We start from the raw sequence: 12,791 nt of genomic DNA on the forward strand, positions 1-12,791 counted from the left end.
TCAAGGTTCGCCCTACTCCGGACCATCGATCGTTCAGCCTAACACCTGGGCATACGGCCTTTTGTTCTAATGCCGGACCGTTGCTTGCTGGCATTGTCCTTGCGCTCTCGTGGACTGCGTTGTCAGCCTCCGCGAATTGCACACGGAAGCGCAGGACCAAGGCGTCGGGCAACGATGATTCGCCGGCGTCTGTCGGTCCAAGGATCATTGCCATGGGTGCTTCGGAATTATGGAGTGAACGGGCGCCGTGTCGCGATGGGGAGACGGAACTGTCCCGATTTTCACGGAGGTCATTGAGCACACGGTAGACTATCAGGTTCGGCAAGGCGATACGGTGCTGGCGATTGCCGGTCGGTATGGAGCAGACTGGAGGGTGGTTGCACAGGTCAACGGCTTGCGGAATCCGGACCGCCTCTATCCCGGCCGGCGGCTCTTGATCGAGACGAGGCGTATCGTTCCGGCGGTCAGGGAGAGCGGCGTCGTGATCAACCTGCCGGAAGCGATGCTCTACTGTTTCGAGCGCGGACGCTTGATCTTTCATGCCGGTGTCGGACTCGGCAAGCCGGGCCGATGGCAGACGCCGACTGGAGCTTTCAGGATCGTTTCAAAAGAACGTCATCCCGTCTGGGAAGTGCCGCGGTCGATTCAGCAGGAAATGGAAGCCGAAGGGCGCAGCGTCTTGACGCGAGTGCCGCCCGGCCCGGAGAATCCCTTGGGGGAGTTCTGGTTGGGACTCTCGATTCCCGGTTATGGCATCCATGGCACGATCGCTCCGTCCAGCATCGGCCAGTATCAAAGCCACGGCTGCATCCGTCTGCATCCCGACGACATTCGGGCGCTCGTCTCCCTGGTTGCGGTGGGTATGCCGGGAGAATTGATGTATGAGCCGGTGAAGATCGCGGTCTATGCCGGGCGGGTATACATAGAGGTTCACCCGGATGTGTACGGGATGAAACGGCCGCGTCTCTCCGAAGTAGAGGCGGTCTTGTGGAACTTGGACGTGCCTGTGGACTGGCATCGAGTTACTGTGGCGCTGATGAAGCCTACCCGAATGGCCGAGGTGGTCTCACTGGAAACGAGGCTGGGTCGGCGGGTCAGCAGGAAGGGATACCACGCATGAGTACCAGACGGGGGCAACGCTATACCACATCATACAAGGAGCGAGAGAAGGCGAAGCAGGATCCATATGCGATACTCAGGGCGCCGCGGGGCCCTCTGATCTGCCCCGAGTGTCACGCGGTCTTTGCGAAGAAACGCTGGATGTTCGATGAGGCGGAGTTTGCCAGGCTCAGCGCCTCAGCCGGGACCCGAACGATGCTCTGCCCGGCCTGCCGGAAAATCCGCGATGCCTATCCCGAGGGCATCGTCACACTCCGGTGGCCTGATCTGGACAAGCACGAGGCCGAGGTCCGCGGGCTGATTTCGAATGAAGAAGCCCGTGCATTGGCGGTGAATCCCTTGGCGCGCGTGATGAAAATCGTTACCTTCAACAAGCGCGAGATGGAGGTTCAGACCACGAGCGACCAGTTGGCCCAACGGATTGGACGTGAGCTGGTCCGGGCGTTCGGCGGGAAGGCGTCCTATCGCTGGGCGCATAAGGACATGATGCTGCGGGTCGAGTGGGTTGGACCGGAATCTGCAGCCCGATCCCGGTCGCAGGCGGCGAAGCGGAAGGTGTGAAGATCGACCGGGTGACGACAAGTCGATAGGCAGAAGGACGGTGTTGAGTATGGGGTTGGGGCGAAGACGGTCGCCAATGCTAGTGTTGTCGACGATGGTGATTATGCTGTGGGTCGTGAACCGTGGCTGGTCGGCGCCGGCCGTCTATTGGTGTCCGGATCATCCCGTCGACCAACGCTACAGCGAGACGCTGGAATCGGGCTGTGTGCCGCTGGTCAAGGAGACTGAACGGACATCGCGTTCACCACATCGTCCCTTTCCGCCCGAGGCCTTCCTTCACCACGTCTCGGAGTTTCTGGAGCGTTACCGGTGGTTCCTCGACTGTTGCGCCACCGAAGTGACGTCGATCGAAGAAGCCGAGGACCTAGCCGAACAGGCCAACGACTTACTCAAGGCCATTCCGCCTGATCTCTTCATGTCTCTGATGAGAACGCGGGGCCTCACGTTTACGAGTATTGTGACGCAGGTCGTGCGGGCCAGAGACGATCTCGACCGGATCGCGCAGCGGTTGAAAGAAATCCATGCAGCCGAGGCGCGACTGCTCTCGCTTGATTTCCTCACGGCCTGGAACGAACGACGGCACCAACGGGCCGAACTGGAGGCGTTCATCCAAGCGATCAAGCCTGCACGCCGGCCGGCAGGTCCACTGACAGGTATGGAGATCGGGGTGACACCCCCGCACGGTCCGGAGATCGGCGTGGTGCCATCGACGGGGGCAGAGACTGGCTCCGTCCCGCCGACAGGGCCGGAGATCGGCGTGATTCCCCCAACGGGCAAGGCAATCGGGCAGACGCCGCCGACAGGCGTTGAAATTGGCACCACCGGCAGAGTCGGCCCGGACATCGGCAATGGCGAGCGCGAGCGGTGAGGGAGATAACCGGACGGTCCACCCTCTTGAGGAGGCACTCCTGAAGGGGTATCACCACTACCGTCCGAAGCGATGCGTGAGACTTGCGGGCCTATGTTGTAGCATTTGGCGACAGAGCTTGCGTGTACTCCGGCCCGAAATACCCCATCGACCGGTGCCCTTTTTCAGGGAGGACTGGCCATCAGCCGGAAATTCTCCCATCTTCCCATCGAATGTGGTCGGCTCTGACAAGGCATTTTCCTGGCATCGGGTTTGCGCTTCTCAACGAATACCTATAAGGAAGTGCAAAACGGTTGCGTCTAGGGCTGTCAGCCGCGGTCTCTGAGCGATCTGCTCTCTGTTTTCGCAACCCTTGGCTCGAATGCGAGGCCGGTGAAGGCAAGTGCCATGATACGGAATGTGGGAACCGTGGAACGCTGGATCAGAATTGTCAGCGGACTCGTTCTAATGGTTCTCGGCATCACCCTATCCATTCCGTTTTGGGCCGAAGAAATAGCGGAGACCGTCGGATTGCTGGCCGTGGTCTCTGGTGCGGTGGGGTATTGTCCTGTGAAGCATGTGCTCGCGCGAATGAGCATGAAACAAGAGCCGGACGTATCGGGACCCCGTGCCGATGCGCCGGAGCGCCGTTGAGAGGAGGACTCCGTCAGGGCTCTCCAACTCACGGATAACCAAGTCACAGGCGGAGAGGACGCGATGTTCAAAACTTTTGTTCTCACTATCGGCGTGCTCGCCGTAGTTCTGTCCAGTTCATGGCTTGCGGCGCAGGTGAGGCCTGGACATCCTGATCGAGGAGAGGCGATCTACAGGGAGCATTGCCTCCGGTGTCACGGCAGGATGGGCAATGGCGATGGGCCGGACGCGCACGACCTGATCGTCCGCCCGGCCGATTTTCATGCGCCGCGATCTCGTGCCCGCAGCGACTTCGAGCTACTCATCGCCATCTCCAACGGCGTACTCTTCAGTCCGATGCATGCCTGGCGCGGCCGGCTGACGGACGAGGAGATGATGGACGTCATCGAATACATCCGGGCCTTGGCGCCCGCCATGCCGCATTTGTGATAACAGGGGCGAGAGAGAAGCGGTGCCCATAAATCGTGCCGAAGCCAAAGTCCGCCGGATGTCGGAGAGGTGGGAAGAATCGCTCGTGCGCAAGCCTGTGTTCGTTACGATGAGCGTACACGATCACTGCACACAGCGTGAGGCCTTGCGACCTGCCCACGGCTGGATCACCAAGGAGCCAGATACGTGGTGGCGCGATCTGATGTTACCCATCATCGTGGGCTTGTCAATGCTGTTGTTGGCCTGCAACCCTCCTCGTCACCCGCCTCATATACCCCGGCTCCTTCATGGGGAGAACGGAGAGCAAATATCCTGCACCAGTTCATAAGACCGAGACGCGTGTGCACAACTCGGCGAAGCTTCCCGACTCAATCCTCGAAGCGGTTTCCACTGTCCGCGCCGTTGTGGCCAACGCCAAGCCTCCGATGCTTTTCGTCTGTTCTGGGGCATTAAGCTACAACGGACCCTGCGGTTACTGACCTGAAACACCACACCGCTAATTAGACCGTTCATACTCTGCTTCTCGGGGCGCAGCCCAGCGTTGTTCTAAGTGACCCATTCGCAGGGCTGTTTGTTCCCGTGGTCTGCCGCGGACACGGCTGGCATTGTTCATGCTGAAACGCCTTGTGTTGAGAGAAGAGAGGGAACGCATCGCCAAAACAGAACGGCCGCGCCCCTCATTTTTTAACCACAACCGTCGCTCTGCTGCACCGAGGAAGAGAAAGGCATAGGGAGGAGACAATGAACGCAAAATACGCACAGGCCACACAAACGACAACCCGGCAGTTCGAGCACTGTGGCCACTTGATGATGCTTGTCCGATTACCTGCATTGACCGTGGGAGATCGAACGCAGAGCCAGAGAGGATGGTGCTGTGTCGTGTGCGGGACAACCGTTGACCTGCACTCGATGAGCATCCGTGACAGTCGACCGACGAAAGCCGGGCCGCGCCGGTTCGAACTTATACCAGGCGGCCTTCAGCCTCCAAGACAGCGGAATGACAGGCCTGGCAGCATAGTGCCCGCCGTCGTTCGTTCCGGCCTGTCCCGTTATTAGCCAGCAATGGAGCGATTGGCTCCGCCGCTGTGCGGAGGGCTGAACTCGTAAGGCGCCTCTGTACGCTCACGAAGAGCCATGCACGGAGGCGGCGGTGCGGGAAGGATCTATCATGAGAATGCTCGCCCTCATCATGATGAGCTGTGCTTCGCTTGCTTGCACTTCCCTATGGTTCATCACCACAGCCCTGTGTAGACCTCGCCTGGTTGTTCATCGCTCCAGCGCCCGGAGGGACTTTCGACGGTTGTCGGGGCGTCGCGGCGGTGGCGCGGCTCATGGGGCAGTCTGCCGGTGGGGTCTGGGGCCGAGGGATTGTCCTGGTCTCTGCGAGCATTGCCAGATGAACGAGGCGAATGATCTGTCCACCCTGTGCGTGTACTGCTCTTGGACTCTGCCGGGGTTGCGGCTAAGGCAATATGTCAGAGAGGAGGAACTTGCCGTTCGTAGAACGGGAGTTTGAACCAGGGCGTCCGGTTGAGGAGCATAGCCTCAAGGGAAGACCGTGCACATGCAAGCACCGTTATTCCAGGAGCGGCGAAATCGAAGACAGGAGGGCGTTCTCGATGGCGGGTCCGATGACGATGACATGGATACCGACGGTCTCTTTGGGCTTCTGGAACGTGAACAGGACGGAGTCCAACGGGCCCGTCCGCGGAAGGAAGCGGATCGCCGTCTGAGGAGAGAAGATGTCGTTCTTCTACCGACTTGACGGATCGGTATTTGCGAATCCTAGGCGACCGGCCGCTGCTGACGCGAGAGCAAGAAGTCGCGCTGGCAGAGCGGATCGATTATGGCACGAGGGCCGTTCGGGCCGCGCTCCAGGATGCCGTCCTGATTGCGAGGCGCCTGGGGTGGAGTGGACAGATCCGAAAAGCGGCCGAGCAGTTACATGAGATAGGCGAGGCTAATGGCCTGCCCGCTCCGGTTATAGACAAGGCCGAGCCTGCCCCGTCATCTTGCTTGCAAAAGCTCGAGAGCCGTCTTGCATTGCTGACGTCAGGCTCCTTGAACAATGCGGTGAACAGGTGCGCCGATCACGCGTGATCTTGGAAGAGGCAAGGGAAGAACTTATTCGCGCCAATCTTCGACTGGTGGTTGAATTGCCAAGCGGTACGCCGGAGGCGGGTTGGCCTTGTTGGATCTGATCCAGGAAGGCAATATCGTCTCATGAAGGCGACCGAGCGCTTTCAGCATCAGAAAGGTTTCACGTTCAGCACGTGTGCAACGTAGTGGATCCGCCAGGCCATAACCCGCGCTGTGGCGGATCAATCCCGCACGATTCGGATTCCCGTGCATGTGACGGAAGCTATGCGTCGGCTGACGCGGGCGTCGGACCGGTTAGCCCAACGGTTCAGACGAGAAGCCCGGGCGGAGGAGATTGCACGGGAACTCAATGCGGGGCGCCGCAAGGTGCATGAGATTATGCGGGTGTTCCAGCAGCCGATCTCGCTGGAGGCCTCGAGAGGGGAGGGTAAGACCCGGCTTGGCGAGTTCATCGCTGACGCGGAAGCGAGCATGCCGGATTCACTCCTCAGTCAACGGCTCAGCCATCGGGAGCAGACGATTCTCCGGATGTACTTTGGAATCGGGCAAAGCCGTTCTTAGACCCTCGATCAGCTTGGCCAGCGATTCTCTGTTTCGCGGGAGCGGATCCGGCAGATTGAAGAACAGGCGCTGAAGAGATTGAAAGCTCGCGGGATGAAAGAGATACGCGCCAGCCTCGGCTATACCTAGGGAGATTCGGTTTGACGCGGCGGTCTTTGGGGGACAACTTTGTTGGCGAAGGACTTGCGGAATTGCTCTCCGAGATCAAGCGGCTCTATCCCCCTCTTCCAGTCGTCGTGAAGATTGAGGTGGCCGGTTGGCCGGAAAATGCGTGGCAGGAGCCCGAGTCTCAAGGCCTTGTCCGCTCGTTACGAGGTCAAACTGCGGTGCTTGGTGAGGGTCGAAGAGGCCGTTCGGGACGTGAAGAGCAGAAGGCCGGCTGATAAATGCCTCGGATCGATCATGGGAGGGCGGAAACACCAGCCTTTATCAGGAAGGAGTCCAGACACATGTCGAGAGAGTTTGTCGTCTTGGCGGGAACGGCCAACCCTGAATTGGCGGCGGCGGTCGCGGCGGATCTGGGCCTGCTTCCAGGCGCCTGTGCGATCGAACGCTTTCCCGATGGGGAAATTTCTGTCCAACTCCAGGAATCAGTGCGGCGAAAAGAAGTCTTTCTCATACAGCCGCTCTCGCCCCCCGTCAATGATCATCTCGTGGAACTGCTGGCCCTGGCGGATGCCTGTCGACGGGCGGCGGCTGCGCGCATCACGGCGGTGGTGCCCTATTTGGGCTACGCGCGTTCGGACAAGCGGCATAGGCGTCGCGAGCCGATCACGGGTCGGATGGTCGCGGATGTGCTGGAAACGGTCGGGATTGATCATCTGGTGACGGTGGATCTTCACGCGCCGCAGATCGAAGGATTCTTTCGGATTCCTGTTGACACGCTGACGGCTGTTCCGCGGCTGGCGACCTTCTTGCGCGAGGAGCTGCCGCAGGGGGTCGTGGTCGTGGCGCCGGATGTTGGGGCGCTGCGCATGGCGACTGACTACGCCCATCGCCTGAACGGCACGGTGGCCGTGCTGCACAAGCGCCGGGACAGCGCGACGGGAACCCACGTGACGCATCTCGTCGGTGATGTTGGCGGCAAGACCTGCCTCATTGTCGACGATATGATCTCGACCGGCGGCACGATTGCGTCCGCCATTGAGGCGCTGCTCAAAGCCGGCGCGCGCCAGGAACTCACGATTGCGGCCACTCATGGACTACTGCTGGCGGGCGCGCGTCAGAAACTTGCGCAGGACGCGGTGAAAACCATCGCGATCACGGACACGGTCTTCCAACCGATCAGAGATTGGCCGCAGTTGCAAAGTATTTCAATTGCGCCGGTCATTGCCGGCGCGCTGAAACGGTTTCTCGAACATCGGTCGCTGAGCGATCTGTACCGGGGAGACTAATGGCCGAATGTTCCAACCCCGAGACAATAAACCCCAACTGGGAGCACTTCTCTCACCAGGCCGATATGGGCGTTCGAGGGATCGGTTCGACGAAGGAGGCCGCATTTGAAGGTGCGGCCTTGGCCATGACGGCGGTGATCACCGATCCAGCTCGGGTGGCCCCGAAGCAGCCGGTCGCGGTGCACTGTGAGGCTCCGGATGACGAATTGCTGCTCGTCGACTGGCTGAATGCGCTGGTCTACGAAATGGCCACTAGGAAGATGCTGTTCAGTCGGTTTGAGGTCCGGCTCAACGGCCGATCATTGCATGCCACGGCGTGGGGAGAACCGGTCGAGGTCGCCAGGCATCAGCCGGCTGCGGAGGTCAAAGGGGCGACTTACACGGGTCTTCTGGTCAAACAGGACCAAAAGGGCGACTGGATTGCGCAGTGCGTGGTGGACGTCTAGCCTGCGTGACTCATAGGGGCGTTATGAATCTCAGTTTGCTGAAACAGCATGGACACTTCGAATGGCAGATTCCTCCCACCGGCAAAATGCGGGTACCGGGGGTGATCTATGCCACGGAGCAGTTGATTCGGGACATGGACGACAAGGTCTACGAGCAGGTCGTCAATGTGGCGACCCTGCCGGGTATTGTCAGCGCCTCCTACGCGATGCCCGACGCACACTGGGGCTATGGGTTTCCCATCGGCGGGGTTGCCGCGTTCGATCCCGATACCGGGGGCGTCGTCTCCGCCGGCGGCGTGGGGTTCGACATCTCCTGCGGGGTCCGGCTGCTTCGAACCAGACTTGTGACCGAGGACCTTCAGCCGGTGAAGGAACAATTGGCGGAAGTCCTGTTCCAGCGGATTCCGGCTGGTGTGGGCAGCACGGGTAAAGTGCACCTGGACCGAAGCGCCATGGATGCCATGCTGACTGGGGGCGCTCGGTGGGCCGTGGAACAGGGCTATGGGTCGTCAACCGACTTGGAGTGCATAGAGGAACACGGGTGCATGGCGGGAGCCAAGCCGGTATATGTGTCGGACCACGCCAAGAAGCGTCAACAGGATGAGATGGGCACGCTCGGCTCAGGCAACCATTACCTCGAAGTGCAGCACGTGGTGAAAATCTACGCGCCCGACGCCGCGTCGGTCTTCGGCCTTCAGGAAGGGGACATCGTAGTCAGCATTCATTGCGGCTCGCGGGGACTGGGACATCAGATCGGGACGGAGTTCCTGAAAAGGATGGCGATCAGCGCGGCCCGCTACAACATCGCGCTGCCGGATCGCGAACTGGCCTGCGCGCCGATCAATTCGGAGGTCGGGCAGGAATACCTTGGAGCGATGCGCGCGGCCATCAATTGCGCCCTCGCAAATCGCCAGATTCTCACCCACCTGGTCCGGCAGGCGTTCGCCGACGTGCTGCCGCAAGTCGCCCTCACGTTGTTGTACGACGTATCGCACAACACGTGCAAAGAGGAAGAACATGTTATCGACGGAACACCAAGGCGTCTCTTCGTCCATCGCAAGGGCGCAACGCGGGCCTTCGGGCCCGGGCATCCGGATATTCCACCCTCTCTGCGGGCGGTCGGCCAGCCGGTCCTGATCGGGGGGACGATGGGAACTGCCTCCTACGTGCTAGTAGGCACGCGCGAGAGCATGGCGCTGGCCTTCGGGTCCGCGTGTCATGGGGCTGGTCGTAGCATGAGCCGGCATCATGCCGTACGAAAATGGCACGGCCGGGACGTGATTCGCGAACTGGGCGAGCGGGGCATTCTGATCCGCAGCCCGTCTTTCCGCGGCGTGGCCGAGGAGGCGCCGGGTGCCTACAAAGATGTCAGCGAAGTGGTGGACGCGGCGGATCGCGCGAAACTGGCCCGCAAGGTGGCGAGGCTGGAACCGCTCATCTGCATCAAGGGGTAGCGGAGTCTCCGGCACTACCGCTCAAGTGGGACGTGTTTCTGTTGATGGCGAGAGAAAAGGCAGTGTTCTCGTTGAGAAAGCCAGAACGGCTGTCCGGTTGGGGGTACCGATGAAACGCGGAACCGCCCAATGGCGATTCTACTTCGTCGTGACGCTAGCCTGGCTTGCGCGTTGGATCGTGTTGCTGATGGTCGGCTGCGCCGCGACTCCCTACCCGCAGCGGTGGCAATTCTTGCTCTTGCCCCAGAGCGACGAACAGGACTTTGGGAACCAGGCCTGTTGACAGGTTTTTCAGGACCCCCCTAGATATGGTTCTCGCACGACCCTCACGAAATTGAACCGGTGTGGCGGGTCGGGAATCGGATTATCGCCGCGGCGGAACAGTCCCATTATGCGGACCTGGCCCAACAGTTCCGGTGGGAAATCTCCGTCATCAGGGACGAGATGCGTGTTCTCACATGCTGGCCGCCACAGGCATTTTCGCGGGATCGATCGATATACTGTAATAAGGAGTAGGGATTTCGCGTTTTGGGGCGAAGTGACGTACGCTCTCGAGCGCGATATGCAGCGCTGGCCGGATCGTCTTCATGAGTGGTTTGCGGCGATCTCCGACCGCTCCTTCAGCCTTCGGACCAGTTCGGCATAGGAGGAGGAACGGATGATGCCGGTGAACTGGCTCCGGTAATTTTTCACGAGGGAGATGCCGTCCACGATGACGTCGTAGGCATACCACCTGCCGGCCTTGGCGATCAGCCGATAGTCCATCGGAATTTCCACTTTGCTCGATACCAACTTAGTTCGCACCTCAGCATAGGCACCTTCAGTCCGCTCCGACAGATAGGCGACCTGTTCGCCGGAATATCCCTCGATTTTCGAGGCGTATCGATCTGAGAGAAAGGCCTTGAACAGCTTGACGAATTCTGCTTGCTCCGCGCCGTTCAATTGGTGCCAATAGGCGCCGAGAGTCCGTTTCGACATTTCCTCGTAATCGAACCGGCTCCCGATGACTTCTTCGAGGAGTCTCCGCCGCGGTTTCCGTAGGCTAGGCGCGTTCAACGTTGGATCCTCGAGAATCCGGATGACTTCGTTGATGGTACCTCGGACCACTTCGGTGGGCGATTCGGGGAAGGAGGCCGTGGCCAGTCCTACCATAAGAAGCAGTCCGCCCACGACTGTCATCGCCACCTTCTCTCGCAACAAAGACGCGCGTGCGACCACTTCGCATATGTCGCCATCCGGTACCACCGTCGTCATGCGCGGTCAGTTGAAAAGGTTTTCCAGCCTAGTCAATCTTGACGGGAATGCTCCTGGTCTTGGCCTCCTCCGTCTTTGGCAGACGGATCTCCAAGACCCCGTTTTTGAGCGAGGCCTTAGCCTCCTTCGCTTTCACTTCGCAGGGCAACTCGACGGTTCGCGAGAAGGTCCCATAGGACCGTTCGCAACAATAGTAATCCTCTTCTTCCACGTCTTCTTCCTGTTTTTTCTCTCCCTTGATCGTCAGGGCGGAGCCTGAGATCTCCACGTGAAGATCCTCTTTCGAAAGGCCCGGGACTTCCGCCTTGAGAACCACCTCGTCTTTGTTCTCATAGACGTCAACCGCTGGCGCTGGCCCGCGCGTGATGTCCGCGTCGAACGGCCACCACCGTTCCGATCGCCAGAGGCTTGGAAAAGGCCGTCGCCAGAAGTCTTCGAACAGGCGATCAAACCAACGGTCGATGTCGCTCCTCCGAGGCAGGATTTCCGTGGGCCTGTGCACGGTCACCGCTGTAGTTTCCTTCTCTTTGGTCGTGACTTGTGCCATAGTGCCTCATCCTTGCGCTGACTGTTCTTGGTGTTGTACCCGGTAATCGGTTCGTCAGAATTCTGCCTCTCCATGTCCGCCACCATCCCTCACCTCGCCTCGCGACCCTCCACGTCGTCGCCTGGCGCGAGGACGGCCGACGCCTGATTGGAAAGGCGAAGAGTATAGACACTTGGTCCTTTCGGCATCGGTCGCACCTCACCGCTTCGACTGAGATGATCCACCGTGAGGAATACCTGATTCCAGGTGAGGTCCGGACATTGGAGGACCACTTCCTCGAGCAGGCAGTCCTGAGAGCGAAGAATGATTTCCATGATCCAATGAGCCACACCGTTCTGGTTCGGCATGAATGCCTCATTTGAAGAAGATGCTCGACGACAGCGAGAGCGTGCATGAGCAATGCCACGTTGATGTGCAACGAACTAAGACGGACGATTTACTAGAACATTAGACGGTTGTCTGGGTTCAGCAAAGATGCCGGATGGCTCAACGGTGGCGAACAATGGGGCAATTCGGGGCAGCTTATAAGGGTGCAACTGTTGCCAAAATCCGCAAAGCCAGATGCTTCATTGCTACAGAGACGCGAAAGGCTCTTCTTGAGGGTTCGCAAGTCTCGCTCACAGCTTGGGCTGCGAAGCGCCTTCTTTCGGCGGCGTTTGCCTCTGCAAGTTCTCGATGATTTGTTCAAGTTGTTTGATGCGATCGCGAGCCAAGTTGACCTCAACTTGGAGCTGGAAGATCATGCCTTGTTCGAGCGACCCCACGACCCCCCGGAGGCGGTCGGTTTCTTTTGCCACGGCTTCATGGGCCACTTTGAACTCTCGAAAATCGCCGCGGATTGTACTGATCGCGGTACGGTGAGATTCCGATTCGGTTTGGAGGCCTTGCACGGTGGTTTGGATCCCATCGAGGCGCCCTTTCATTGCGTCCACTACCATGCCGAGGGACCTCAAGAGAGCGACATCTGCCTTGGTCGTTTCAAGTCCCTGGCGGACCTGTGCGATGTCGGTTCGCAGCACGGAAAGCTGGTTGCTGACGTCGGTCCGGATCTCCTGGAGATCCCTTGGTGTGACGCAGCCAAAGAGCAAGAGGCACGTGAAACTGAGAATGGATAGCCATAACCCGGCCACAGAACGATGGGCGTTAGACATGGCGCCACCTCCAATTCTTCCATACGAGTCAGCGAAGCCATCGCGATGCCCCGGGATACCCTGACGCAAGAAGGACGCCAGTTGCTCAGAGTCGGTTTGCTTAAAGAAGGGTTCCACTGGCAAACCAGTGAGCGCTGTTGTAAAGCCATCCAGTAGCCAACCTGGAGTCTGAAAATCTTCCTCCTTGGGGAAATCTGCCACAAGCTACGCGCTGTGTCTGTGGGGAAGGTGATAGGGATGTCCCAAGGACCTCGAGTCCCTCACCACGTGGGGG

At 59.6% G+C, this 12,791-nt stretch carries 15 protein-coding genes and 1 pseudogene; 12 read left to right on the forward strand and 4 right to left on the reverse strand.

Annotated features, from left to right (window positions below):
* Positions 1-247: 247 nt before the first annotated feature.
* The 12 genes and pseudogenes from ACWHTU_RS07750 to ACWHTU_RS07805 all read left to right on the forward strand — a co-directional run bounded on the left by ACWHTU_RS07750 (position 248) and on the right by ACWHTU_RS07805 (position 9,848).
* The gene (locus ACWHTU_RS07750; RefSeq protein WP_447862932.1) at positions 248-1,120 is read left to right on the forward strand and encodes a L,D-transpeptidase family protein; all 873 of its coding nucleotides are present in this window, start codon (positions 248-250) and stop codon (positions 1,118-1,120) included.
* Positions 1,117-1,680 (forward strand): BCAM0308 family protein, encoded by a 564-nt coding sequence (locus ACWHTU_RS07755; protein WP_447862934.1) that lies wholly within the window; start codon positions 1,117-1,119, stop codon positions 1,678-1,680. Before ACWHTU_RS07750 ends, ACWHTU_RS07755 begins: the two co-directional genes overlap by 4 nt.
* A 76-nt stretch (positions 1,681-1,756) precedes the next feature.
* Positions 1,757-2,548, forward strand: a complete 792-nt coding sequence (locus ACWHTU_RS07760) for a hypothetical protein (RefSeq protein ID WP_447862936.1) — start codon at positions 1,757-1,759, stop codon at positions 2,546-2,548.
* A gap of 387 nt (positions 2,549-2,935) precedes the next feature.
* Positions 2,936-3,181, forward strand: a complete 246-nt coding sequence (locus ACWHTU_RS07765) for a YgaP family membrane protein (protein ID WP_447862937.1) — start codon at positions 2,936-2,938, stop codon at positions 3,179-3,181.
* Positions 3,182-3,244: 63 nt separating this feature from the next.
* A complete protein-coding gene (locus ACWHTU_RS07770) occupies positions 3,245-3,610 on the forward strand; it encodes a c-type cytochrome (protein WP_447862938.1) in 366 nt (121 codons plus the stop codon).
* Positions 3,611-5,371: 1,761 nt separating this feature from the next.
* The gene (locus ACWHTU_RS07775) at positions 5,372-5,710 is read left to right on the forward strand and encodes a sigma-70 factor domain-containing protein (protein ID WP_447862940.1); all 339 of its coding nucleotides are present in this window, start codon (positions 5,372-5,374) and stop codon (positions 5,708-5,710) included.
* A 264-nt stretch (positions 5,711-5,974) separates the two neighbouring features.
* Positions 5,975-6,271: a sigma-70 domain-containing protein gene (locus tag ACWHTU_RS07780; protein ID WP_447862942.1), complete on the forward strand. Its 297-nt coding sequence runs from the start codon at positions 5,975-5,977 to the stop codon at positions 6,269-6,271.
* 12 nt (positions 6,272-6,283) lie between these two features.
* Positions 6,284-6,400: pseudogene (locus ACWHTU_RS07785) on the forward strand (sigma factor-like helix-turn-helix DNA-binding protein); the annotation flags it as partial.
* A 320-nt stretch (positions 6,401-6,720) separates the two neighbouring features.
* Entirely contained in the window at positions 6,721-7,665 is a 945-nt protein-coding gene (locus ACWHTU_RS07790) for a ribose-phosphate diphosphokinase (RefSeq protein ID WP_447862943.1), read from the forward strand.
* A complete protein-coding gene (locus ACWHTU_RS07795; RefSeq protein WP_447862945.1) occupies positions 7,665-8,111 on the forward strand; it encodes an archease in 447 nt (148 codons plus the stop codon). Before ACWHTU_RS07790 ends, ACWHTU_RS07795 begins: the two co-directional genes overlap by 1 nt.
* A gap of 23 nt (positions 8,112-8,134) precedes the next feature.
* Positions 8,135-9,565, forward strand: a complete 1,431-nt coding sequence (locus ACWHTU_RS07800) for an RtcB family protein (protein WP_447862946.1) — start codon at positions 8,135-8,137, stop codon at positions 9,563-9,565.
* A 109-nt stretch (positions 9,566-9,674) separates the two neighbouring features.
* Complete coding sequence (locus ACWHTU_RS07805; RefSeq protein WP_447862947.1) at positions 9,675-9,848, forward strand: hypothetical protein; 174 nt, start codon at positions 9,675-9,677, stop codon at positions 9,846-9,848.
* 302 nt (positions 9,849-10,150) lie between these two features.
* Here ACWHTU_RS07805 and ACWHTU_RS07810 read toward each other — a convergent pair whose 3' ends face one another.
* The 4 genes from ACWHTU_RS07810 to ACWHTU_RS07825 form a co-directional block, all read right to left on the reverse strand.
* A complete protein-coding gene (locus tag ACWHTU_RS07810) occupies positions 10,151-10,744 on the reverse strand; it encodes an MlaC/ttg2D family ABC transporter substrate-binding protein (RefSeq protein WP_447862948.1) in 594 nt (197 codons plus the stop codon).
* 103 nt (positions 10,745-10,847) lie between these two features.
* Positions 10,848-11,366 (reverse strand): Hsp20/alpha crystallin family protein, encoded by a 519-nt coding sequence (locus ACWHTU_RS07815; RefSeq protein WP_447862949.1) that lies wholly within the window; start codon positions 11,364-11,366, stop codon positions 10,848-10,850.
* Between the two features lie 89 nt (positions 11,367-11,455).
* Complete coding sequence (locus tag ACWHTU_RS07820; RefSeq protein WP_447862951.1) at positions 11,456-11,713, reverse strand: hypothetical protein; 258 nt, start codon at positions 11,711-11,713, stop codon at positions 11,456-11,458.
* Positions 11,714-11,983: 270 nt separating this feature from the next.
* A complete protein-coding gene (locus ACWHTU_RS07825; protein WP_447862953.1) occupies positions 11,984-12,718 on the reverse strand; it encodes a hypothetical protein in 735 nt (244 codons plus the stop codon).
* Positions 12,719-12,791: the final 73 nt, after the last annotated feature.

Source organism: Nitrospira calida (assembly GCF_976986435.1).